The 23,499-nt window shown below is 60.7% G+C and carries 20 protein-coding genes; 14 read left to right on the top strand and 6 right to left on the bottom strand.

What is annotated here, in order from left to right; translation table 11 throughout:
* The first annotated feature begins 61 nt into the window (after positions 1–61).
* The 3 genes from ACMX25_RS15970 to ACMX25_RS15980 all read left to right on the top strand — a co-directional run bounded on the left by ACMX25_RS15970 (position 62) and on the right by ACMX25_RS15980 (position 3,208).
* Positions 62–868: a DeoR/GlpR family DNA-binding transcription regulator gene (locus ACMX25_RS15970; RefSeq protein WP_414950962.1), complete on the top strand. Its 807-nt coding sequence runs from the start codon at positions 62–64 to the stop codon at positions 866–868.
* Between the two features lie 74 nt (positions 869–942).
* Positions 943–1,920, top strand: coding sequence for a tagatose kinase (locus ACMX25_RS15975; RefSeq protein ID WP_414950963.1), 978 nt, complete (start codon positions 943–945; stop codon positions 1,918–1,920).
* A gap of 4 nt (positions 1,921–1,924) precedes the next feature.
* Complete coding sequence (locus ACMX25_RS15980) at positions 1,925–3,208, top strand: D-tagatose-bisphosphate aldolase, class II, non-catalytic subunit (RefSeq protein ID WP_414950964.1); 1,284 nt, start codon at positions 1,925–1,927, stop codon at positions 3,206–3,208.
* 23 nt (positions 3,209–3,231) lie between these two features.
* On the opposite strand, the gene dut is transcribed toward ACMX25_RS15980, so the two are convergent.
* From dut to ACMX25_RS16010, 6 genes are all read right to left on the bottom strand, one after another.
* Positions 3,232–3,678 (bottom strand): dUTP diphosphatase, encoded by a 447-nt coding sequence (gene dut / locus ACMX25_RS15985; RefSeq protein ID WP_414950965.1) that lies wholly within the window; start codon positions 3,676–3,678, stop codon positions 3,232–3,234.
* Complete coding sequence (locus ACMX25_RS15990; RefSeq protein ID WP_414950966.1) at positions 3,675–4,688, bottom strand: LLM class flavin-dependent oxidoreductase; 1,014 nt, start codon at positions 4,686–4,688, stop codon at positions 3,675–3,677. Before ACMX25_RS15990 ends, dut begins: the two co-directional genes overlap by 4 nt.
* Before the next feature lie 15 nt (positions 4,689–4,703).
* Entirely contained in the window at positions 4,704–5,921 is a 1,218-nt protein-coding gene (coaBC, locus tag ACMX25_RS15995) for a bifunctional phosphopantothenoylcysteine decarboxylase/phosphopantothenate--cysteine ligase CoaBC (RefSeq protein WP_414950967.1), read from the bottom strand.
* Between the two features lie 20 nt (positions 5,922–5,941).
* On the bottom strand, positions 5,942–6,448 hold the full coding sequence (gene lspA / locus ACMX25_RS16000) for a signal peptidase II (RefSeq protein ID WP_414950968.1): 507 nt from the start codon (positions 6,446–6,448) through the stop codon (positions 5,942–5,944).
* The gene (gene ileS, locus ACMX25_RS16005; RefSeq protein WP_414950970.1) at positions 6,448–9,282 is read right to left on the bottom strand and encodes an isoleucine--tRNA ligase; all 2,835 of its coding nucleotides are present in this window, start codon (positions 9,280–9,282) and stop codon (positions 6,448–6,450) included. The genes lspA and ileS overlap by 1 nt, the downstream gene beginning before the upstream one ends.
* A 151-nt stretch (positions 9,283–9,433) precedes the next feature.
* Complete coding sequence (locus ACMX25_RS16010) at positions 9,434–10,423, bottom strand: bifunctional riboflavin kinase/FAD synthetase (RefSeq protein ID WP_414950971.1); 990 nt, start codon at positions 10,421–10,423, stop codon at positions 9,434–9,436.
* 201 nt (positions 10,424–10,624) lie between these two features.
* On the opposite strand from ACMX25_RS16010, the gene purN reads away from it, so the two are divergent.
* The 11 genes from purN to hutU all read left to right on the top strand — a co-directional run bounded on the left by purN (position 10,625) and on the right by hutU (position 23,497).
* The gene (purN, locus tag ACMX25_RS16015; protein WP_414950972.1) at positions 10,625–11,275 is read left to right on the top strand and encodes a phosphoribosylglycinamide formyltransferase; all 651 of its coding nucleotides are present in this window, start codon (positions 10,625–10,627) and stop codon (positions 11,273–11,275) included.
* A complete protein-coding gene (locus ACMX25_RS16020) occupies positions 11,272–12,585 on the top strand; it encodes an RsmB/NOP family class I SAM-dependent RNA methyltransferase (RefSeq protein WP_414950973.1) in 1,314 nt (437 codons plus the stop codon). The genes purN and ACMX25_RS16020 overlap by 4 nt, the downstream gene beginning before the upstream one ends.
* A 281-nt stretch (positions 12,586–12,866) precedes the next feature.
* Positions 12,867–14,063: a DesA family fatty acid desaturase gene (locus ACMX25_RS16025; protein ID WP_414950974.1), complete on the top strand. Its 1,197-nt coding sequence runs from the start codon at positions 12,867–12,869 to the stop codon at positions 14,061–14,063.
* 136 nt (positions 14,064–14,199) lie between these two features.
* Positions 14,200–15,330, top strand: a complete 1,131-nt coding sequence (gene nadA, locus ACMX25_RS16030; protein ID WP_414950975.1) for a quinolinate synthase NadA — start codon at positions 14,200–14,202, stop codon at positions 15,328–15,330.
* Positions 15,330–16,241: a carboxylating nicotinate-nucleotide diphosphorylase gene (gene nadC / locus ACMX25_RS16035; RefSeq protein WP_414950976.1), complete on the top strand. Its 912-nt coding sequence runs from the start codon at positions 15,330–15,332 to the stop codon at positions 16,239–16,241. The genes nadA and nadC overlap by 1 nt, the downstream gene beginning before the upstream one ends.
* Positions 16,242–16,627: 386 nt before the next feature.
* Positions 16,628–17,494: a transporter substrate-binding domain-containing protein gene (locus ACMX25_RS16040; protein WP_414950978.1), complete on the top strand. Its 867-nt coding sequence runs from the start codon at positions 16,628–16,630 to the stop codon at positions 17,492–17,494.
* Between the two features lie 84 nt (positions 17,495–17,578).
* A complete protein-coding gene (locus ACMX25_RS16045; RefSeq protein WP_414951107.1) occupies positions 17,579–18,301 on the top strand; it encodes an ABC transporter permease in 723 nt (240 codons plus the stop codon).
* Positions 18,302–18,341: 40 nt separating this feature from the next.
* On the top strand, positions 18,342–19,121 hold the full coding sequence (locus ACMX25_RS16050) for an ABC transporter permease (RefSeq protein ID WP_414950980.1): 780 nt from the start codon (positions 18,342–18,344) through the stop codon (positions 19,119–19,121).
* 19 nt (positions 19,122–19,140) lie between these two features.
* Positions 19,141–19,932, top strand: a complete 792-nt coding sequence (locus ACMX25_RS16055) for an ABC transporter ATP-binding protein (protein WP_299711734.1) — start codon at positions 19,141–19,143, stop codon at positions 19,930–19,932.
* An 84-nt stretch (positions 19,933–20,016) separates the two neighbouring features.
* Complete coding sequence (locus ACMX25_RS16060) at positions 20,017–21,540, top strand: HAL/PAL/TAL family ammonia-lyase (protein ID WP_414950981.1); 1,524 nt, start codon at positions 20,017–20,019, stop codon at positions 21,538–21,540.
* 274 nt (positions 21,541–21,814) lie between these two features.
* Positions 21,815–23,497, top strand: coding sequence for a urocanate hydratase (gene hutU / locus ACMX25_RS16065; RefSeq protein ID WP_414950982.1), 1,683 nt, complete (start codon positions 21,815–21,817; stop codon positions 23,495–23,497).
* Positions 23,498–23,499 lie beyond the last annotated feature (2 nt).

Consider the following 23,499-nt stretch of genomic DNA (forward strand, 5'->3'; position numbering starts at 1 on the left):
GCACGTCTTTCGTTTCGAAATTAAAATCTTTCGAAACGAAAGTGCAAAGGTGGTGCCGCCCGTGCTGGCTAACAAGAATTCGCTCCATCGGCGTCTGCGTATCGTCGAACTTGTCCGCAAGCGGGGCGAAGTATCGGTCGACGAACTCGCAACGGCGTTCGACGTTTCCAGCGTCACGATCCGCTCGGACCTGAACTACCTGGAGCAGCAGCGCTACCTGATCCGGGCGTTTGGCAAGGCGCGCTACGTTGCTCAACGGCCCGGCGAGAATTTGCTGGCGGCCGTAGCTTCCAGTGCGACGCGGCAGGCTGCGGACATGGCGATTGCGCGCATGGCGGCTGATTTTATCGATGACCACGCGTCGGTGTTCATCGGCGCGGGATTGATTACGCACAAGCTGTTGCCGCTGCTCGCTGACCGCGCAAACTTGGCGCTAACGCTTAACGACATCGCGATGGCGCCGACCGTCCAGCGTTTCATGCGCTGCGAATTGCGTCTCACCGGCGGTTTGCTGGATGACGATTCCACTGTGCTGCTTGGCCCGGACGCCGAACGTTCGCTGTCTGCGCTGTCGCTGGATCTGGCGGTGCTTGAGGCGACCGGTATCGATCGCGAGGGCAATTTGCTGTGCGCCGATCCACGTCTTGCAGGCGTGTTCAAAGCTGCTTTAAAAAACGCTAAACGCTGTGCCGTCGTGGCTTACCAACCTGTGCTGCAAGGCGAAGGCGAGGCTTTCTGTCACGTCAGCCGCCTGGGCGGGCTGGTGCTCGATGACGCCATCGACCCGCCGACACTTGATCTGATTCTCAAAGCCGGACTAGCCGTGCATCGGCGGGAAGAAGGAATTCTTGAATTCCGCAATCAGTGATCTTGGTTTTGCTTTCCTGGCAACGCATCGTGATCCGATCGCGCTTTATATCGATGTCCAAACGAAGAAACGTCATGCCTAACTCAAACGGTATTCCCTCCAGAAAACCCGGCACCATCGTTGCGATGGGCGAGATTCTGGTCGAGATCATGGCCACTAAAATCGGCCAGCGATTTAGCGAACCAGGCACGCTCATTGGTCCGTTCGCGAGCGGCGCACCGGCTATTTTCATCGATCAGGTCGCGAAGCTTGGCAGTCCCTGCGCGATGATCGGCTGCGTAGGCGATGACGATTTCGGCGTGCTCAACGTCGAACGCTTGCGCGCTGATGGCGTGGATGTTTCGGGCATTGCTGTGCTGAAGGACGCGACTACCGGCAGCGCATTCGTCACGTATCGCGAAGACGGCGATCGCGATTTCATCTACAACATTACGAACAGCGCGTCGGCGCAGTTGTCGGTGGCGAATTTGCGTGACGATCTGCTCGCGACGTGTGGCAATTTTCACGTGATGGGGTCGTCGCTGTTCTCGTTCAGGATCATCGAAGCGATGAAGCAGGCTATCGAAACGGTGAAGACGAACGGCGGCACAGTGAGTTTCGATCCGAATATCCGCAAGGAAATGCTGCGGATTCCGGAGATGCGCGACGCGCTCGATTTCATCCTCGATTACACCGATGTCTTTCTGCCGAGCGGTCACGAAGTCACGTTGCTCGCGAGCGCTAAAACGGAGCAGGGCGCTGTCGAAGAATTGCTTAAGCGCGGCGTAAAGGAAGTGGTGGTCAAGCGCGGCGCGCAGGGCTGCAGTTTCTTCGATAGCAACAGCGAGACGCATCGGCCCGCTTTCAAGGTCGAGGAACTCGATCCGACTGGCGCAGGCGATTGCTTCGGCGCGACGTTCATCAGTTGCCGCGCGCAGGGCATGGACGTGGATGGCGCGCTGAAATACGCGTGCGCAAGCGGCGCGCGGGCGGTCGGTGTGAAGGGCCCAATGGAAGGCACCGCGACGTTCGCCGAACTGGATGCATTTTTAGCAACGGCAACCACGGAGTGATGTCATGAATTCGATCGTCTCGCGTTTGAGCAATGCGCATCCGGCGTCGGCGTGGCTTGCCGGGATCTATTCGATTTGCTCCGCGCACCCTTGGGTGCTCGAGGCGGCCATGCGGCAGGCGCTGGAAGACGAGACGCCGTTGCTGATCGAATCGACATCGAATCAGGTCGATCAATACGGCGGTTATACGGGCATGAAGCCGGCTGATTTTGTCGACTTCGTGCGAGGGATTGCTGAACGTGTTGGCTTCCCGCACGAGCATCTGATTCTCGGCGGCGATCACCTCGGACCGAACGCGTGGCGTCATCTTCCGGCCGAAGAAGCCATGCAACGCGCCGAGGCGTTGATCGATGCGTATGCATCGGCGGGATTCACGAAGCTTCACCTCGATACCAGCATGTCATGCGCCGATGACCCCGAGCGGCTATCGGATGCAGTGGTGGCTTCGAGGGCCGCGCGTTTGTGCGCGGTTGCGGAGGCCGCTGTGAAGCGTGCAGGTCTCAGCGTGAGTCCGGTGTATGTGATCGGCACGGAAGTCCCGGTGCCGGGCGGTGCAGCGGAAGAGTTGGAAGTGGTTGAGCCGACATCGCGTGAAGCGGCGATTGAAACGGCTTTAGTCCACAAAAAAGCGTGGCAAGAACAGGGCATACAAGACGCGTGGTCGCGCGTGGTCGCTTTGGTTGTACAACCCGGCGTTGAGTTCGATCACACGAAGGTGATCGATTACGTGCCATCGCGTGCGGAGTCGTTGAAGAGCGCGCTGGACGATTTACCCGGCATGGTTTTCGAGGCGCATTCCACGGATTATCAGACGCCTGAAGCATTGGCTGTTTTGGTGCGGGATGGCTTCCGTATTCTCAAGGTCGGCCCAGGCGTAACGTTCGCCTTGCGCGAGGCGTTGTACGCTTTAGCGGATATCGAAACGCAGTTGGTTTCGGAGAGTCAGCGATCCAATCTGCGAGCGGTAGTCGAGCGCGTGATGCTGAGCAAGCCGTCTAACTGGGAAAAGTATTATCACGGCGATGCCGGGCAGCAACGCGTTTTACGCACGTACAGTTATAGCGACCGCGTGCGTTATTACTGGGCCGATCAAGAGATCAACGCGGCCGCGGAAAAGCTGCTGGATAACCTCAGCGCTTTGAACATCCCGGAGAATTTGCTCAGCCAGTCCTTGCCGGATCAGTATTGGGCGGTGCGGCGTGGTCTGCTCAAAAACGAGCCGCTCGCGCTGGTTCAGGACCGCGTGCGGCAGGTCATTCGAACGTACGCAGCGGCGTGCCGCGCATAAGGTTTTTATACCGCGCTAGAAGCTCAGTGCTTGCCCGTGCTGCCGAAACCACCGGCGCCGCGCTCGCTCTGGGCGAAGTCATCGACAATATTAAACGTAGCCTGAACCACCGGCACGATCACCAGTTGCGCGAGGCGTTCAAACGGGTTCAGCGTGAACGCCGCCGCGCCGCGATTCCATGTAGAAATCATCAATTGGCCCTGGTAATCCGAGTCAATTAACCCGACCAGATTCCCCAACACCACACCATGCTTATGACCCAGCCCTGAACGCGGCAAGATCACCGCCGCATAACCCGGATCTTCGATATGAATCGCCAGCCCCGTCGGCACCAGCACGGTCTGGCCAGGTTCGAGCGTAATGGCTTCATCCAGGCAAGCACGCAGGTCGAGTCCGGCGCTGCCGGGGGTGGCGTAGGCGGGCAGATAGTCGCGCATGCGCGCATCGAGGATCTTGATATCGAGTTTCATGGAGTCTGTTTGTTGAGTTCGAAGGCTTCAGCCAGCAGTTCATACGAGCGCAAACGCGCCGGATAACTTCCTGCAACGGTCAGCACGATCAGTTCGTCGGCGTCGAAACGTTGTTGAAGTTCATGCAATTGTTCGGTCACCCGTTCCGGCGTGCCGATAATGCTGCGATTTTTTTCCCGCGCAATCACGCTCAGTTCACGTTCGCCGAACGCCTGATTTGCTCCCTGAGCAATCGATGGAATCGGCATGTTCAACCCGTACGCCATCTGCACGCGGCGTAGATCAACCGCGCGTTCGAGTGCGGCTGCTTCCGTTTCGGTATCGGCGCAAATCACGAAGACAGCCGCGGCAAGATAAGGCGTCGACCCATTCCGCGATATAAACCGCTCGCGATACGCCTCCGCCACCCGATGCCCATATTGCGCGTTAATAAAATGCGCGAACGCGAAACGAATGCCAAGTTGCGCCGCGAGCAGACCGCCGAAATCGCTGGAACCGAGCATCCACAACTCGGGACGCGTAGCAATTTCAGGCTGCAGCAACACGCCATGCGCGAGGTGATCTTCGGGCAGCGTGCCGTCGAACAGGCCGACGAGTTCGCCCACTTGCTGCGGGAAAATATCGCCGCGATTGTAGTCGCCCGCGGCCACCGCTTGCGCCGTGCGCATATCGCCGCCGGGTGCGCGTCCAACTCCAAGATCCACGCGATTCGGGAACAGCGCTTCGAGCATCAGGAACTGTTCTGCGACCTTGAACGAGCTGTAGTAGGGCAACATGACGCCGCCCGAGCCGATGCGTATTTGCTGGGTGATGCTGCCGATACGCGCGAGCAAAACCTCAGGACACGGATTCGATACCCCGCGCAAACCGTGATGCTCGGCGCACCAGTAACGCGTGTAGCCGAGGTCATCGGCAAGACGGGCGAGATCGAGCGTGGCCGCGATTGCGTCGGCGGTGCTGTGGCCGTGAATGACCGGCGTTTGATCGAGTACGGAGAGTTTCGTCGTCATGGTCTCTGGAAAAAGCTAAGACAGCAACGAACCGCCACGTGGCGCCCGCTTCGCAATCTCGCTGATCAGCAATTTCGCGAGCAGCTTTTTATCGGCGCGTGGCAGGCGGGTGATACCGGATGCTTCAAACAAGACGACCTCGTTATCGTCGAGACCAAACGTCAGCGGTCCGAGATTGCCGATCAGCAGCGGCACATTCTTGCGTGCACGCTTCTCCTCGCCGTGCACCTCAAGGTCCCCGCTTTCCGCCGCGAAACCCACGCAATACGGCGGGTTTGGCAGACGTGCGACGGTCGCGAGAATGTCCGGATTTTCGACGAACGTGAAGGAGGGCATCGGCTGGTCGGCGGTCTTCTTGATCTTGTGCTCGCTCAAGTGGTCCACGCGCCAATCCGCGACTGCCGCCACGGCGATAAAGATGTCCGAATCCGGCGTGGCATGCATCACGGCGTCGTGCATTTGCTGCGCGGTCTGCACATCTTCGCGATAAACACCCCAAGGTGTTTCCAACGAAACCGGACCGGCTACGAGATGCACATCTGCGCCGGCTTGAGCCGCCGCGCGCGCGAGCGCGAAGCCCATCTTGCCGGACGAGCGATTCGTGATGCCGCGCACAGGATCGAGCGGCTCGAACGTCGGACCGGCCGTAATCAACACGCGATGGCCTTGCAAAATCTTCGGCTGAAAGAACGCGCAAATAGCCTCGAATGTTGCCGATGGTTCCAGCATCCGGCCATCGCCCACTTCGCCGCAGGCTTGCGGGCCGGAATCGGGGCCGAGCACTTGCACGCCATCGGCACGCAGTTGCGCGACGTTGCGTTGCGTCGCCGGGTTTTGCCACATCTGGCGATTCATCGCGGGGACAACAAGCAATGGACAATCGCGCGCCACGCACAGCGTGGACAGCAAGTCGTCGCAATTGCCATGCGCTAGCTTGGCGATAAAGTCAGTGGAGGCGGGCGCGATCACGATGGCATCGGCTTCACGCGACAAATCGATATGCGCCATGTTGTTCGCAATCCGCGCGTCCCATTGCGATGTGTACACGGGACGCCCGGACAGCGCCTGCATGGTGACGGGCGTGATGAACTGGGTGGCGGCATCGGTCATCACGATCTGCACGGTCGCGCCGGCTTTCACCAGCAGACGCGTGAGTTCGGCGATCTTGTAGCACGCAATACCGCCTGACAGCCCAAGTACGAGATGCTTTCCTGCGAGTTCTGCGTTGTCCAACGATGCCTCCGTCAAGCTGGTTACTTCGCTCCGCGCACGCGCCGCAACTCATCGAAAACGAGCAGCACGGCGCCGATGGTAATTGCGCTGTCGGCGAGATTAAACGCCGGCCAGTGCCACGCATTAACGTGGAAATCCAGAAAGTCGATCACGTGGCCATACGCAATCCGGTCGATCACATTGCCGATCGCGCCGCCCATGATCAGCGCCAGCGCCGTGCAGAACAACCGTTGCGTGCCGTGCCGTTTCAGCAAGTAGCAGATCACGATAGCCGCGACCACGCCAAGCGCCGTGAAACCCCAACGCTGCCAGCCGCCAGCGGTGGCGAGAAAGCTGAACGCCGCGCCGCGGTTGTAGATCAGGAACAAGTTGAAGAACGGCGTGAGCGCATGCGGTTCGCCATACGCGAACACGCGCGCGACCGCGATCTTCGACAACTGGTCGAAGAGAATTACGATCAGCGCGACGCCGAGCCACGGCGCGAGTGAACCACTGCTTTGACTGGGTTTCGACATCGTTCTTGCCATTATGCTGCGCTCCGCGTTTCGCCGTTGCCGAAGAGATTGGTGATACAGCGGCCGCACAAACCAGGATGTTCCGCCGATGCCCCCACGTCCGCGCAATAGTGCCAGCAGCGCTCGCATTTCAGATACGTCGATGCCATCACGTCGACGCCTTCTTCCGCTTCGCTGGCCACCTTCACCAACCGCGCCGCCGATGTAATCAGCACGAAGCTGAGGTCATCGCCGAGACTATTCAGCGCGTTGTACCGCGCGCCGCTTGCCCGGACATCGACTTCAGCTTGCAGCGACGAACCGATCAGATTCGCCGTGCGCGCTTCTTCCAGCGCCTTGGTGACGTCGCTGCGCGCCGAGCGGATCAGCGTCCACTTGTCGAGCAGTTCGCCGGCTTCGGGCACTTGCGGATACGCGTGATACACCTCGGTGAAAATGGTGTCGCGGCCGGGTTGCAGCACCTTGTAGGCCTCTTCCGCCGTGAATGACAGATACGGCGCGACCAGCCGCAGCAAACCATGCGCGATGTGATGCAACACCGTCTGCGCCGCGCGCCGTTCGCGCGAATCGGGCTTCATGGTGTAGAGCCGATCCTTCAACACGTCGAGATAAAACCCGCCGAGATCTTCCGAGCAGAACGTCGCGAGCTTCGATACCACCGGATGGAACTCGAATTTCTCGTAATGCGCGAGCACATCGTCTTGCAGGTTCTGCGCGAGCGCGACAGCGTATTGATCGATTTCGAGCCAGTCTTCCACCGGACGCGCGTGCTGCTCGAAGTCGAAATCGGAGAGATTGGACAAGAGGAAACGCAACGTATTGCGAATCCGCCGATACGTCTCCGTCACGCGCTTCAGGATCTCTTCGGAGATCGCGAGTTCGCCCGAATAATCCGTCGATGCAATCCACAGGCGGATGATTTCCGCGCCCAGCCGGTTCGACACTTCATGCGGATCGATGCCGTTACCCAGCGACTTCGACATCTTGCGGCCTTCGCCATCGACCGTGAAGCCGTGCGTGAGCAGCGCGTTGTACGGCGGGCGGCCATCTAGCATGGACGCGGTGAGCAGCGACGAATGGAACCATCCGCGATGCTGGTCCGAGCCTTCCAGGTACAAGTCTGCCGGGAACTGCAGCGAATCCTTGTGCGAGCCGCGCAGTACGTGCCAGTGGGTCGTGCCGGAATCGAACCACACGTCGAGCGTGTCGCGATTCTTCTCATACATGTTGGCTTCGTCGCCAAGCAATTCCGCCGGATCAAGCGTTTGCCACGCTTCGATGCCGCTCACCTCCACGCGCTTCGCCACTTCTTCCAGCAGCTCCAGCGTTCGCGGATGCAGGTCGCCGGTTTCCTTGTGGACGAAAAACGCCATTGGCACGCCCCATTGGCGTTGCCGGGAGAGCGTCCAGTCCGGCCGATTCGCGATCATGCTGTACAAACGCTGCTTGCCCCATGCAGGGAAGAACGCGGTGTTCTCGATGCCTTCCAGCGCGGTTTCGCGCAGCGTTCGGGACGTATCGTTGGGCTTCACGTCCATGCCCGCGAACCACTGCGATGTCGCGCGATAGATGATCGGCGTCTTGTGGCGCCAGCAGTGCATGTAGCTGTGCTTGTAGTGCTCGGTTTTCAGCAGGGACTTCGCGCCGCGCAGCGCTTCCACGATCTGGTCATTCGCTTCCCAGATCGACAATCCGCCGAATAGCGGCAACGACTCGATATACCGCCCGTCGCCCATGACCGGGCCGATGATGTCCGAGTCCGTCATGCCATGCGCCTTGCACGACACGAAGTCTTCCACGCCATACGCCGGCGACGAATGCACGATCCCCGTGCCGCTTTCGGTCGTCACGTACTCGCCCAGATACACGGGCGCGGTGCGTTTATAGCCAGGGTGGGCCGCGCTCAGCGGATGATGAAAGCGCAGGCCGCTCAGTTTCTCGCCCGTCGTGGTCGCGATAGTCGAACCCGTCAGGCCGTATTGCTTCAGGCATTCTTCCACGCGGTCAGCGGCCAGGATCAGCAGACCCTTTTTCGTATCGACGAGGCTATAGACAATCTCCGGATGCACGTTGAGCGCCTGGTTCGCGGGGATGGTCCATGGCGTCGTCGTCCAGATCACGACGCCGCCTTCTTGCTTCGGCAACGCGGCAAGGCTAAACGCCTGCGCGGTCTTTTCCGGCTCGGCAAAAGCGAACAGCACGTCGATAGTCGGATCGACCTTGTCCTGATACTCGACTTCAGCTTCAGCGAGCGCCGAGCCGCAATCGAAACACCAGTTCACCGGCTTCAGCCCGCGATACACATAACCCTTCTCAAGGATTTTCCCCAACGCGCGGATTTCGCCCGCTTCGTTGGTGAAGTTCATCGTCTTGTACGGATTGTCCCAATCGCCGAGCACACCGAGACGACGGAAGCCGAGCTTCTGCTTTTCGATCTGCGCGCTCGCGTAGGTGCGTGCTTTTTCCATCACTTCGCGTGCCGGCAGCGACTTGCCGAACTGCTTCTCGATCTGGATTTCGATGGGCATGCCGTGGCAATCCCAGCCGGGGACGTAGACCGCGTCGAAGCCCGCGAGATTGCGCGCCTTCACGATCATGTCCTTCAGGATCTTGTTCACCGCGTGGCCGAGGTGGATGTCGCCGTTCGCATACGGCGGGCCGTCATGCAGGATGAACTTCTTGCGGCCCTTGCTGGCGGCGCGGATCTTCTCGTAGATCTTGTTGTCCTGCCATTCCTGCACCCATTGCGGCTCGCGCTTGGGCAAGTCACCCCGCATGGGGAACGGTGTATCCAGCAAGTTGACCGGATACTTCGACTGGGGCTTGGCTTCTTTCTTGTTGCTCATGGATGACTCGATATCTATTCGATGATGCGGCGGTGAGGCGGCGGTTCCAAGCGGACAAGCTCGGGAACGGGCTCGAAGGTGCGTGTTTAGCGAGGCAGCGGGCGGCGCGTCGGGGGCTTGATGAAAATGCCAAGCACCCGGCGCCACGCGCTCACCTAATTCGGTCGGTGGCCGAGGTGGCGAAACCGCTGTCGCGGCCACTTGAGTTCACGTCTGCAGCGAAATACGCGCGGGCGTTGGTCACGTCGCGCGCTATGGCTGCCGTCAGGGTTTCGAGGTCCACGTATTTCTCCTCGTCGCGCAGCTTTTTCAGGAATTCGATACGCACGAGCTTGCCGTACGCGTCGCCATGCCAGTCGAGCACGAAGGTTTCAAGCAGCACGCGGCCGGAATCGTCGACGGTCGGGCGCAGTCCGAGGCTCGCCACGCCGGGCAGCGGGTCGGGTCCGAGTCCATGCACAAGCACGACGAAGATGCCCGCGAGCGCCGGCCGCTTGTGGGCGATCGGCATGTTGAGCGTGGGAAAACCGAGATCGCGGCCGAGTTTTTGCCCGTGGACCACGTGGCCGCTAATCACATAAGGGCGGCCGAGTGCGAGGCGGGCGGCATCGAGATCGCCCGCGACCAGCGACGACCGCACGCCCGAACTCGAAATACGCGCGCCGTTCAGGTCCGCGACCGTTGCCATTTGTTCGACTTCGAAGCCGTGTTTGTGTCCGGCCAGTTGCAGCGATTCAAAATCGCCCGCGCGTTTGGCGCCGTAGCGGAAATCGTCGCCAATCATCACCCAGCGCGCATGCAGCCCGTTCACGATCACGTTTTCGACGAACGTATCGGGCGGCTGGCTGGCGAAGGTGTGATTGAAATGTTCGACTACGACGCGATCCACGCCGTTCGTGCGCAGCGCTTCAAGCTTGTCACGCAACATGGCGATGCGCGGCGGCGCGCCGGCGGGATTGAAAAATTCGCGGGGATGCGGCTCGAAGGTCATCACGCAGACCGGCAGGCCGCGGGCGTCCGCGGCGGCACGCACATGGGCGAGCAGCGCCTGATGGCCACGGTGGACACCGTCGAAATTGCCGATGGTCAGCGCACAGGGCGCGCGGCTTTCGGCATTGGGTAGGCCGCGAAAGACTCTCACGATATCGGTTGGGTCGGCGGTTAGCGGTTAAATGGGCTCAAAACAAGCCAAATGCGGTCTTGCAGGGCTCACGCAGCGCGAGGCTGGCAAAGCCGCAAAACGTTCGATTATAAACGCTCACAGCACAGGACGGAGGCCGGGCGCACTGTGGGGCGGGCGGATTCGCCAGGTTTTGACAGCATCGAATGATAAAATCCGTGGATGAAAAAAATCGTCATCCTGATTTCCGGGCGGGGAACCAATATGGAAACCGTCGTGCGGGCTTGCGCGCGCGAAGGCTGGCGGGCGCAGGTGGCCGCTGTCATATCGAATCGCCCAGACGCCGCCGGGCTTGCGTTCGCGGCGGCGAACGGGATTCCAGCAACAGTTGTAGATCACCGTGATTTCACCACGCGCGATGCCTTCGATCAGGCGCTTGCACGCAGTATCGACGGCTTCGAGCCGGATCTCGTCATGCTCGCGGGCTTCATGCGCGTACTGACCGATGCTTTCGTCGAGCGTTACGCGGGCCGCATGGTCAATATTCACCCGTCGCTGCTGCCGTGCTTTCCGGGGCTCAAAACCCACCAGCAGGCGCTGGATGCCGGCGTGCGCGTGCACGGCGCGAGCGTCCATTTTGTCACGCCAACGCTGGATCATGGTCCCATCGTCGCGCAGGCCGCGGTGCCGGTCATGGCCGGCGACGACGCCGCAGCGCTCGCTTCGCGCGTGCTGGCGGTCGAACACATTATTTACCCACGCGCGGTGCGCTGGTTCGTCGAAGGGCGTCTTGCCATCGACGGCGAGCGTGTCGTGCTCACGCCACCAGAGCCGCAATGGCTCTTTGCCGACATTGCCGGGGAGGGCGTATGAGGCTTCATGGATTTTTGATAGGACAGACAGAAACGTTGCTGGCTGACGTTTTACGCTTCAGCGGCCCAGCGGACGCGGCCACCAGCCGCTTTTTCCGCGCGCATCCGAAGCTTGGTCACAACGAACGCGGCGTGATCGCCGAAGCGGTGTTTGCCGTGTTGCGCCGGAAGATGGAGTTTTCGCATCTCGCCGAAAGCGGCAGCGGCAACTTGGCGCGGCGTCTCGCCTTGCTGGGCCTGATGCAGACGGCAGGTCTGTCGGCGGTAAAGCCTTTCATTTCCGCCGATGAATACCAGTGGCTCAACCAGGTCTCGAAGATCGATCCGGGCAGCTTGCCGGTGCGGGTGCGGACCAATTTGCCGCAGTGGATCTACGACGCCATGACGAAGCGCTTCGACACTGAAGAGTTGGCGTTGCTCGCCGCCGCGCTGAATTACCCGGCGCCGCTCGATCTGCGCGCGAACCCGATCAAGGCCACGCGCGAGCTGGTTATCAAGACGCTGACCGAAGCAGGTATTGATGCAGGCGAAATGCCGTATGCCCCGTTTGGCGTGCGTGTGGACGGCAAGCCGGCGTTGACGCGTCTGCAGCCGTTCCAGGATGGCTGGATCGAGGTGCAGGACGAAGGCAGCCAGCTTTTGTGCTCGCTGGTCGCGCCCCGGCGCGGCGAGATGATCGTCGATTTCTGTGCGGGCGCGGGCGGCAAGACGCTGGCGCTCGGCGCAATGATGCGTTCCACGGGCCGTCTCTACGCCTTCGACGTGTCGGACCGCCGGCTCGCGAAACTCAAGCCACGCCTGGCTCGCAGCGGTTTGTCGAATGTGAATCCGGTGTTGATCGACAGCGAACACGACGCCAAGATCAAGCGCCTGGCCGGCAAGATTGACCGTGTTCTCGTCGATGCCCCGTGTTCCGGACTCGGCACCCTGCGGCGTAATCCGGACCTGAAATGGCGCCAGTCGCCGGAATCGGTGGCCGAACTGACGCCGAAGCAGTTGTCCATCCTGACCAGCGCGGCGCGGCTGGTGAAGGTGGGCGGCCGTCTCGTCTACGCAACGTGCAGCATGCTGGAAGCGGAAAACGAAGGCGTGGTCAATCAGTTTCTCGCGACCCACCCCGGCTTCAGGCTGGTTCCGGCACGTGAGGTGCTGGCTGAGCAGCGTATCGACCTCGATACAGGCGACTATTTGCGACTGTGGCCGCACAAGCACGGCACAGACGGTTTCTTTGCCGCCGTACTTGAACGGTTGCCGGTTGCCGCCAAGGAAGCCGCAGTTGTGGAAGCGTCTGGGGAAGCCACTGAGGAATAAGTAAAGTCTGCTCGCTTTGGCCGGTGGAAACGCGTTCAATCGCCGGCCAAAGCTTTCAAAAGCGGGAAATTCGTGTTTACCGCACTAAACAGCGACGCGATTTAGCGGTCAAATTTCCTGTTGACCCTGCGCGAAATCAAAATTTTTCTTAATCGACACAAAGACTTGGAACGCATGGCGTAAAATGCCGTCGAACCAGATGCATGTTGCTTTCATGTACCCAACAGCCGTCGATCCTGTTTTCGTTCGGCTAATTTTTTCCGCCTTCCAGGTAAATTGCCTTGCTGAATTCATCGCTTGAATTTCTCGCCAACGGACTGCTCAACCTCTCGTGGTGGCAGATCGTGGTGTTCACTCTCGTGATGACGCACATCACGATCATCGGCGTGACCGTCTATTTGCATCGCTGCCAGGCGCATCGCGCGCTGGAACTGCATCCGGTCGTCAGCCACTTTTTCCGCTTCTGGCTCTGGATGACCACGGGCATGCTGACCGGTCAATGGGCCGCGATTCACCGTAAGCATCACGCCAAGTGCGAGACCGAGGAAGATCCGCACAGCCCGCAAACGCGCGGCATCTGGAAGGTCCTGCTTCAAGGCGCTGAACTCTACCGTTCGGAAGCGAAGAACGAGGAAACCTTGCGCAGGTTCAGTCACGGCACGCCGGACGACTGGATGGAACGCAACGTCTATACGCGTTATCCCATTCTCGGCATCAGCATCATGATGGTGATCGACGTTGCGCTGTTCGGCTTTGTCGGGCTGTCGGTGTGGGCCGTGCAAATGATCTGGATTCCGTTCTGGGCAGCCGGTGTGGTGAACGGGTTGGCGCACTGGTGGGGTTACCGGAACTTCAATTCCGCTGACGCCAGCACGAACATCTTCCCGCTCGGCATCCTGATCGGCGGCGAAGAACTGCACAACAATCACCACACGTACGCTACGTCGGCGAAGCTGTCGAACAAGTGGTACGAATTCGATATCGGCTGGATGTACATCCGCATCATGTCGGCGTTCAAGCTGGCCAAGGTCAAGAAGATTGCGCCTACGCCGCGTCTGTCGGCGTCCAAGCCGGTGCTCGATCACGACACATTGCAAGCCGTGCTGTCGAATCGCTACGAAGTGATGGCGCGTTACGGCAAGGCGCTCAAGCGGGCGTATCGTCAGGAATTGTCGAAGCTGAAAGAAGGCGGATCCGCAGACAAGTACCAATTGATGCGCGGTGCCCGCAAATGGGCGCACAAGGAAGAGGCGGGTCTGGACGAGCCGCAACGCCAGCAACTGCCGGCGCTTTTCTCCGACAACCACAAGCTGCGCACGTATATTGAGTTGCGTCAGGATCTGGCTGCCATGTGGGATCGCTCCAACGCGTCGCGCGAACAACTGCTCGCGCAACTGCAGGACTGGTGTCATCGGGCCGAGCAAAGCGGGATCAAGGCGCTGCAGGACTTTGCTTCACGCCTGCGTCGCTATGCCTGACGGCTTTACAGCACCGACCTTCGTCATCGATATCCGTTAAAATTTGACGACGTCACAAGACCCCGCTCTGGCGGGGTTTTTGCGTTTGGGGCGCAGAATTCGCGGTGTATTTGGAAGACATGGAGACGAGGCAGCGATGGAGCAGGCAATTAAAAGCGTCGAGTACGATCGGCCGCAGGGACTGACGTGCGGCATTGGACAGGCGTGGGCGAAAGTGCCGGACGCCCCTTCGCGTGAGGAAAAGCGCCAGTTGAAGGAGCGCATTCGAGCGTTGCTGGTCCGCGAGAAAGCGGTGCTGGTCGCGCATTACTACGTTGATGCCGAGCTGCAGGAACTCGCCGATGAAACCGGTGGTTGCGTGGCGGATTCGCTGGAAATGGCGCGTTTCGGGCGCGACCATGCGGCGCAAACGCTGATCGTGGCCGGCGTGCGTTTCATGGGCGAGACCGCGAAAATCCTCAGCCCGGAAAAGCGCGTGTTGATGCCTGATCTGGACGCGACCTGTTCCCTCGACCTGGGTTGTCCCGCTGACGAGTTTTCTGCTTTCTGCGACGCTCATCCCGACCGCACGGTCGTGGTGTACGCGAACACCAGCGCTGCTGTGAAAGCGCGGGCGGACTGGATGGTGACATCGTCGATCGGGTTGGAGATCGTTGCGGATCTCCACGCGCGCAGCGAAAAAATCCTCTGGGCGCCCGACCGGCATCTGGGCAGTTATATCCAGAAGAAAACCGGCGCCGATATGTTGCTGTGGCAAGGCTCATGTCTCGTGCACGATGAGTTCAAGGGCGTCGAACTCGATCTGCTGCGCGCCGAATATCCCGATGCAAAAATCCTCGTTCATCCGGAATCGCCGGAAGCGGTGGTCGCGCTCGCCGACGTGGTCGGTTCCACAACTCAATTGATCGACGCGGCGGTGAGGCTTGAGGCGAAGCGGTTTATCGTCGCGACGGATCTCGGGATCCTGCACAAGATGCGGCTTGCGGCGCCGGACAAGGAGTTCATTGAAGCGCCAACGGCCGGGAACAGCGCGAGTTGCAAGAGTTGCGCGCATTGCCCGTGGATGGCAATGAACGGCCTGGGGAATCTGGCGGAGGTGCTTGAACGCGGCCACAACGAGATCTTCGTTGATTCGCGGATCGCGGCGCGCGCACGCTTGCCAATCGACCGAATGCTCGATTTCGCCGCGCGTCACAAGAAGCGCGTGCAGGCGAGCGGGGACCTGGCGAGGGATGTTTCGTTGTTTTCAAACGTAGGAGCGGCGTGATGGTGGCGAAGGTGGAGAAGGTAGCAGTGGCGGCGAGTCAGTTGGTTTCTCCCTTGCTCGAAGAAATCCGGGCGTCGTACGGCGTTGCATTCGATCAGGCGCTTCAGCGCAACGTCACTGACGCGCTGGCTGAAGACGTCGGCGATGGTGACCGGACCGGGATGCTCGTGCCCGCCACCGTGCGGCGTACGGCCCGCATCATCGTCCGCGAAGAGGCGGTGTTATGCGGGGTTCCATGGTTCGAGGCGGTGATGCGCCGGGTGGATGAATCGATACGCGTGGAATGGCTGTATCGCGAAGGGGCGCGGATGGTCGCCAATACGCCCGTGGTCGTGCTGCACGGCCCGGTGCGCGCGCTGCTGACTGCCGAGCGCAATGGGCTGAACTTCCTGCAGATGATGTCCGGCGTGGCGACGGCGACGCGTCGTTATGTGGATTCAATCGAGGGGACGCGGGCGCGGATTCTCGATACCCGCAAGACCTTGCCCGGTTTGCGGCTCGCGCAGAAGTACGCGGTGCGCGTGGGCGGCGGTGCGAACCAGCGGCTGGCGCTTTACGACGGCATCCTGATCAAGGAAAACCACATTGCCGCGGCGGGCGGCGTGGGCGCGGCGATGGACGCGGCGCTCGCGTTGAACGCCAGCGTGCCGATCCAGATTGAAGTGGAGACGCTCGAACAGCTTGAAACGGCGCTGGCGCATCGGGCGGAATCGATCCTGCTGGATAACTTCGCCTTCGATGCCATGCGCGATGCCGTGCGGCTAACCGGCGGCCGGGCGGTGCTGGAAGTGTCGGGCGGCGTGAACTTCGATACCGTGAGAACGATTGCCGAAACCGGCGTGGACCGGATATCCATCGGTGCGCTGACGAAGGATGTGCGGGCCACCGATTATTCGATGCGGCTTGAGTAAGCCGTAGCCTTAAGGCGGCGCAACTTTCGCCACTTACGGTTGCTTGAGCCGGCCAATATGATTAAAAGAATAGCTGGCTCAAGCGCACTTCCGACTGCGACCGTGTGACCCAAAGCACCCAATCGCCGTCCTTCTCACCAACTGCCGTGTCTAGACAACTTTGAGAAATCTCTCAAAGAATTGACTGAACGTTCAGCAGATTCCCCGCATTGACCCCAGTAACACCTCTGTAAGCCATATCCATCAAGCGTCTCGGTATTTTCCCTAAGTTCTCTCGCTTAGGCGAAAAAACCGTTGCCAGTCCTTTTTGTTCACGCCATGCTTGTATATACAAGTTGGCGTTCGCCGCTTGGTCCAACAACCTTCGTGGAAAGAGTGGCTCAACAATGACAGGCAAAACGAAATTGCTCGCCCGGCTGGCTGCATCGGTGGCCGTTGGTGTAATCGCTCTCGGCGCTGCCAGCGCCCAGGCGAAAGACTGGAAATCCGTCACGATCGCCACCGAAGGCGCGTACGAACCGTGGAACCTGACGCTTCCCGGCGGCAAGCTCGGCGGCTTCGAGCCGGAGCTGATCGAGAACGTCTGCGCCCGCATCAAGATCCAGTGCAACCTGGTGACGCAAGACTGGGACGGCATGATCGCCGGCCTGCAAGCAGGCAAGTTCGACGTGCTCATGGACGCCATTTCGGTCACGCCGGAACGCGAGAAAATCATTGCTTTCTCGACACCGTATGCATCAACGCCCGCCGCTTTCGTGTCAGCCGACCAAAGCGCGTCCGCGCTCGCCAAGCAGCCCGGTGCAGGCCAGACCGTCAAGCTGACGGGCGACACTGCGCACGACAAAGCCACCGTCGATGCACTGCGTGTCGCGCTGAAGGGCAAGACCATCGGTATCCAGTCGGGCACGGTCTACACCAAGTTCATCGATACGAACTTCAGGGACGTGGCGACCATTCGCGAGTACAAAACCGCGCCGGAGCATGACCTCGATCTGGTCGCAGGCCGTATCGACGTCGCGTTCGACGACAGCACCTACTGGGCTTCGGCATTCACCAAGCCGGAAAACAAGGGTCTCGCGTTCACCGGTCCGAAGATTGCCGGAACGGTTTGGGGTCCGGGCGAAGCGCTGGCATTCCGTCAGTCCGACAAGGACTTGAAGGCGAAATTCGACCAGGGCATCCAGGCGGCACTCGCCGACGGCACGGTCAAGCGCCTCTCTCTGAAATGGCTGAAGGTCGACGCCACGCCTTGATGCGTTGCTGATTGACTGATGTTTGGCGAGCGCGAATCAAAAAATCGAACGCGCTCGACGATGTATCACCGCAGGAGATAAATGATGAGTCTGGTTCAACTACTCGGTTTCGGCGAGCAAGGGTGGGGCCCCACCTTGCTGCTCGCGCTGCTCATGACCGTGGTGCTGACGATCGCCGCGCTGGCCGTCGGCGCAGTGTTCGGTGCAATGGTCGCCGCCGCGAAGCTGTCGCGCAGCCGCACGCTAAGAATTATCGGCGATGCCTACACCACGCTTTTTCGCGGCATCCCCGAACTGCTGATCATCTATCTCTTCTACTTCGGCGGTTCGTCGGTGATGACCGCCGTCGGCCACTTTTTTGGTGCCGATGGGTTCATCGGCGTGCCGCCTTTCGTGGTCGGCGCGCTCGCCATTGGCCTGATTTCCGGCTCGTATCAAGCCGAGGTGTATCGCTCGGCGGTGCTCGCGGTCTCGCGTGGCGAGATCGAGGCGGCGCGGGCTATCGGCATGTCGACGGCAACGTTGTGGCGCCGCGTGCTGATCCCGCAAGTCATACGGTTCGCGTTGCCGGGTATTGGCAACGTCTGGCAACTGAGTCTCAAGGATTCTGCGTTGATCGCCGTGACCGGACTCGCCGAGCTGATGCGCACGAGCCAGGTTGCGGCCGGATCGACGCATCAATACTTCACGTTTTATATGGTCGGCGGGGCGATGTACCTGATCCTTACCAGCCTGTCGAACCGCGTTTTCGACCGCGCCGAAGCACGCATCGGTCGATCATTTCGCGGCACGCTCGCGCGGCACTGAGCTTCTGAGCCATTAATACGTTCCCCAAGCGAATCCGACCATGAACATCGATTTCGAATTTCTCGGCGATACGTTGTCGAAACTGTTAGCTGCTGTCCCCACCACGCTCGGGTTGTTCTTCGCCTCGCTGATCGCGGGCGGTTTGCTTTCCCTTGTGATCGTCGCGATGCGGGTGAGCCCGAACTGGGCGCTCAACCGTTTTGCGCGCGGCTACATCCTCGTGTTCCGCGGCTCGCCGCTGCTGATCCAGATGTTCCTTGTTTATTACGGTCTGGGTCAGTTCCCAGCCGTGCGCGAGAGCTTCCTTTGGCCGCTTCTGCGCGTGCCGTATGTGTGCGCGATTGTCTCACTTGCGTTGTGCACAGCCGGATATACCGCCGAAATTATTCGTGGCGGTTTGCAGTCGGTGCCGCACGGGCAGATCGAGGCGGCGCTCGCCGTTGGCATGTCGCGCTGGACCGTGTTGCGCCGGATCATTGCGCCTATCACGCTGCGTTACGCATTGCCGGCGTACTCGACCGAAGCCGTGCTGCTCGTCAAATCGACGGCGCTCGCGAGTCTTGTCACGGTCTGGGATGTGACAGGCATCGCACAGCAGATCATCCAGCGGACCTATCGGACGATGGAAGTCTTCATCTGCGCGGCGGCTATCTATCTCGTGCTGAATTTCATTATCGTGCGGGCGCTCGGCATGCTCGAAAAGAAGCTCTCGCCGCATCTGCGCGATCGCAACGCTGCCGCGCCGAAGAAGCGTTCATCCTCGTCCCCGGCCACGCTCAAAGCGGCGACTGTCCCCGACAGCCAGCACATCGATTCCTGAATCCAAGGGAGAAAACCTCATGAACACCAGCACCTCCATTGCGCTGTCCGCGACCAACATCCATAAGTCCTTCGGCGACGCGCACGTGCTCAAGGGCATTTCCCTCGACGCGCACGAAGGCGATGTGATCTCCATCCTCGGCGCGAGCGGTTCGGGCAAAAGCACTTTCCTGCGTTGTATCAACATGCTGGAAACACCCGACGACGGCGAAGTGAAACTCGCGGGTGAAGCGATCGAAATGAAGCGTGGCCGCGATGGCCGCCTGCAGCCAGGCAATCGCAAACAAGTCGATCGCATTCGTTCGCAGCTCGGCATGGTGTTCCAGAGTTTCAATCTCTGGTCGCACATGACGGTGATGCAGAACGTGATTGAAGGTCCGTTGCGCGTGCAGAAACGAACGCGTGCGGAATGCCTTGAAGAGGCGGAGCAGTTGCTGACAAAGGTCGGTCTTTACGAGAAGCGCGATGCGTATCCCGCGCATCTGTCGGGCGGTCAGCAGCAACGTGTCGCCATTGCGCGCGCGTTGGCCATGCACCCCAAGGTCATGCTCTTCGACGAACCCACGTCCGCGCTCGATCCGGAACTGGTCGGCGAAGTATTGCGCGTGATGCGCGCGCTCGCCGAGGAAGGCCGGACCATGCTGGTCGTCACGCATGAGATGGGTTTCGCGCGGCACGTGTCGAATCGCGTGATGTTCCTGCACCAAGGACAAGCCGATGCCGAAGGCGCGCCCGACGACCTGTTCAACGGCCGCTGCTCGGAACGCTTCCAGCAGTTTGTGTCGAGTCATCATTCCCGTACTGCTAACTAAATCCGCGAGGTTGACGTGCTTGCCAGTTCAGTTTCACCAACGCCATCGATTGATTCAGTTAATCCCATCATCATCGGCTTGGACTTGAGTGAGGATTGCGGCAACGAGCGCTCGCGCGCGTCCGTGTGTATCGACAAACCGCTCGACTGGCGTGGCGTCGCGCAGATTGCGCACGGCGCAGCGCTGGTTTTATCGCCGGACGCACGTTCGCGGATCGACCATGCGCGCGCGCTGGTCGAGCAGATCGTCGAGCGCCGGATTCGCGCGTATGGCGTGAACACCGGTGTGGGCGCGCTGTGCGATGTGGTCGTGTCGCCGTCGGAACAGCGCGCGTTGTCGCGCAATATCCTGATGAGTCACGCGGTGGGCGTGGGCGAGCCGCTGCGGCGCGAAGAGACGCGCGCGATCATCGCGGCTGCCGTGAACAACTTCGCGCACGGGCATTCCGGCGTGCGCCTTGAGCTCGTGGAGCTGCTCGTCACGTTGCTCGACAGCGGGTTGATACCCGAAGTCCCGGCGTTCGGCTCGGTCGGGTATCTGAGCCATATGGCGCATATCGCGCTGGTGCTGATCGGCGAAGGGTTTGTCCGCGACGACTCCAGCCGCATGAGCGCGGCCAGCGCGATGCAGCGCCTCGCGCGCGAACCGCTCGTGCTCGAGGCGAAAGAGGGCTTGAGCGTGGTCAACGGCACGCCTTGCGTGACGGGACTCGCTTCGCTGGCGCTGGCGCGCACCGAGCGGTTGCTCGAATGGGCCGACACCATTTCGGCGATGTCGTTCGAGAACCTGCGCGGTCAAGCGGCTGCCTTCGATGCCGATTCGCTTGCGCTGCGCATATCGGCGGGATTGTCGACGGTGGGCGCGCATCTGCGGGCACTTCTTGCCGACAGCGGCATCATCGCGGCGTCGTTCGGACGCAAGACGCAGGACCCGTTGAGCTTGCGAACCATTCCCCACGTTCACGGCGCGGCGCGCGATGTGTTCGCGACGACGGCGGAAGTGGTGAATCGCGAGCTGGCTTCCGTCACCGATAACCCCGTGGTCGCCGGCACGCTTGCGTCGCCGCGCGTGTTTTCGCAGGCGCATGCGGTGGGCGCGTCCATCGGCCTGGCCATGGACAGTCTGAGCACGGCGGTGGCCGAGGTCGCCGCAATGGCCGAGCGGCGCATCGACCGTCTGGTGAATCCGCTGGTCAGCGGCTTGCCCGCTTTTCTCGCCGACAGCGGCGGCACGTGTTCCGGTTTCATGATCGCGCAATACACGGCGGCTTCATTGGTCGCCCACAATCGCCGCCTCGCGATGCCCGCGAGCCTGGATGGCGGCATCACTTCCGGTTTGCAGGAGGACCATCTGTGCCACGCGACGCCGGCTGCATTGAAGGCGCTGGAAATCATCGCCAATGCCGAGCGCATCTTCGCGATCGAGTTGCTGGCCGCGACCCAGGCATACGACCTTCAGCCGGCCGAGCTGTCGCGCGCGCCTCGAACCGACGCGATTTATAGGAGCGTCCGGGCGGTCATTTCCCAATATAAGGACGACCGGCCGCTGGCAGGCGATATTGCCGCGGCGTGGGCGTTCGTCCACGAAGCGACGCCGAATTTTAATTAACAGGTCTTGTATAGACAGATTTGGTAATCGCAGTTGACATCGATCCCGCAGCTTTTACGTGGGATCGACCTCTGCCAGCCGCTTTATACCGAGCTACGCGGCACGTTCAAGTAAACCCCTATCCGAATCGATTGCACGCCGCTTGCACTCCGATTTGTTTTGATTCAGACTTGTATATACAACTCGCCGACCGAGCTCCATCGCTGGCTGAAACGCCCCGAGGAATTGGCTGCAAGATACCGAATGTTCACCATCCTGTCCGAGGAGTGCTTTGATGAAAAACCACAACCCGCGTCCCCTGCGCGCACCGCGCGGCACCGAGCTTACGTGCAAGAGCTGGCTCACCGAAGCGCCGTATCGGATGCTGCTGAATAACCTCGATCCCGAGGTCGCCGAGAACCCCGACAAGCTGGTGGTCTATGGCGGTATAGGCCGCGCTGCCCGCAACTGGGAATGTCTCGACAAAATCCTCGAAACGCTGCAACGCCTGGAAAGCGATGAATCGCTGCTGGTTCAGTCGGGCAAGCCGGTCGGCGTGTTCAAGACGCATGCCGACGCGCCGCGCGTGCTGATCGCGAATTCGAACCTCGTGCCGAAATGGGCGACGTGGGAACACTTCAACGAACTCGACCGCAAGGGCCTGTTCATGTACGGCCAGATGACGGCCGGCAGCTGGATCTACATCGGTAGCCAGGGGATCGTGCAGGGTACGTACGAAACCTTCGTCGAAGCCGCGCGGCAGCACTTTAACGGCGACTGGAAGGGCCGCTGGATCCTGACCGCTGGGTTGGGTGGGATGGGCGGCGCGCAGCCGCTAGCGGCGACGCTGGCGGGTGCGGTATCGCTGAATATCGAGTGCGACCAGACGCGTATCGATTTCCGTCTGCGCACGCGTTACGTCGATAAACAAGCGAAGGACATCGATCACGCGCTTGAACTGATCAAGCAGCACACCGCCGCTGGCGAGGCTATCTCGATCGCGCTGCTGGGCAACGCCGCCGATGTGCTGCCGGAACTCGTGCGCCGCGCAAAAGCAGGCGATATCAAGCCGGATCTGGTCACCGATCAAACCTCGTCGCACGACCTGATCAACGGTTATCTGCCGGCTGGCTGGAGCCTCGAGAAGTGGCGCGCAGCGTCGCTTGATCCTTCCCAGCACGCTGAACTGAAGGCCGCCGCGCAACGCTCGTGCGCCCAGCATGTCCAGGCCATGCTCGATTTCCACGCGATGGGCATTCACGCCGTCGATTACGGCAACAACTTGCGTCAAGTCGCTTACGACGATGGCGTCAAGAACGCGTTCGATTTCCCCGGCTTCGTTCCGGCATACATCCGCCCGTTGTTCTGCGAAGGCAAGGGCCCATTCCGCTGGGTTGCGTTGTCCGGCGATCCGGAAGACATCTACAAGACCGACGCCAAGCTGAAAGAGCTGTTCCCGCACAACGCAGGCATGAACCGCTGGCTCGACATGGCGCGCGATCGCATCGCGTTCCAGGGTTTGCCGGCGCGGATTTGCTGGCTGGGTCTGGGCGAGCGTCACGTTGCCGGTCTCGCATTCAATGAAATGGTCAAGAGCGGCGAGCTGAAAGCGCCGATCGTGATTGGCCGCGATCACCTGGATACGGGTTCCGTCGCCAGCCCGAATCGCGAAACGGAAAGCATGAAGGACGGCACGGATGCCGTCTCCGACTGGCCGTTGCTCAACGCGTTGTTGAACACCGCGGGCGGCGCGACGTGGGTCAGCTTGCATCATGGCGGCGGCGTTGGCATGGGCTATTCGCAACACGCGGGCATGGTCATCGTTGCCGACGGTACCGATGCAGCCCAGAAGCGTCTCGCGCGCGTGCTGGTGAACGACTGCGCGTCGGGCGTGATGCGTCATGGCGATGCCGGTTACGAGCAAGCCATCGAATGCGCGAAGAACTTCGGCCTCGATCTCCCGTTCATCACGACCTGATC

Origin of the sequence: Caballeronia eucalypticola (genome assembly GCF_047608185.1) — a bacterium.
Taxonomy (GTDB): Bacteria; Pseudomonadota; Gammaproteobacteria; order Burkholderiales; family Burkholderiaceae; genus Caballeronia.

Excerpts from the sequence above, each read along its gene's own strand:
- ACMX25_RS15975 (WP_414950963.1), top strand. The coding sequence starts at position 943 with ATGCCTAACTCAAACGGTATTCCCTCCAGAAAACCCGGCACCATCGTT.
- ACMX25_RS15980 (WP_414950964.1), top strand. The coding sequence starts at position 1,925 with ATGAATTCGATCGTCTCGCGTTTGAGCAATGCGCATCCGGCGTCGGCG.
- dut (WP_414950965.1), bottom strand. The coding sequence starts at position 3,678 with ATGAAACTCGATATCAAGATCCTCGATGCGCGCATGCGCGACTATCTG.
- ACMX25_RS15990 (WP_414950966.1), bottom strand. The coding sequence starts at position 4,688 with ATGACGACGAAACTCTCCGTACTCGATCAAACGCCGGTCATTCACGGC.
- lspA (WP_414950968.1), bottom strand. The coding sequence starts at position 6,448 with ATGGCAAGAACGATGTCGAAACCCAGTCAAAGCAGTGGTTCACTCGCG.
- ileS (WP_414950970.1), bottom strand. The coding sequence starts at position 9,282 with ATGAGCAACAAGAAAGAAGCCAAGCCCCAGTCGAAGTATCCGGTCAAC.
- purN (WP_414950972.1), top strand. The coding sequence starts at position 10,625 with ATGAAAAAAATCGTCATCCTGATTTCCGGGCGGGGAACCAATATGGAA.
- ACMX25_RS16020 (WP_414950973.1), top strand. The coding sequence starts at position 11,272 with ATGAGGCTTCATGGATTTTTGATAGGACAGACAGAAACGTTGCTGGCT.
- nadA (WP_414950975.1), top strand. The coding sequence starts at position 14,200 with ATGGAGCAGGCAATTAAAAGCGTCGAGTACGATCGGCCGCAGGGACTG.
- nadC (WP_414950976.1), top strand. The coding sequence starts at position 15,330 with ATGGTGGCGAAGGTGGAGAAGGTAGCAGTGGCGGCGAGTCAGTTGGTT.
- ACMX25_RS16040 (WP_414950978.1), top strand. The coding sequence starts at position 16,628 with ATGACAGGCAAAACGAAATTGCTCGCCCGGCTGGCTGCATCGGTGGCC.
- ACMX25_RS16045 (WP_414951107.1), top strand. The coding sequence starts at position 17,579 with ATGAGTCTGGTTCAACTACTCGGTTTCGGCGAGCAAGGGTGGGGCCCC.
- ACMX25_RS16050 (WP_414950980.1), top strand. The coding sequence starts at position 18,342 with ATGAACATCGATTTCGAATTTCTCGGCGATACGTTGTCGAAACTGTTA.
- ACMX25_RS16055 (WP_299711734.1), top strand. The coding sequence starts at position 19,141 with ATGAACACCAGCACCTCCATTGCGCTGTCCGCGACCAACATCCATAAG.
- hutU (WP_414950982.1), top strand. The coding sequence starts at position 21,815 with ATGAAAAACCACAACCCGCGTCCCCTGCGCGCACCGCGCGGCACCGAG.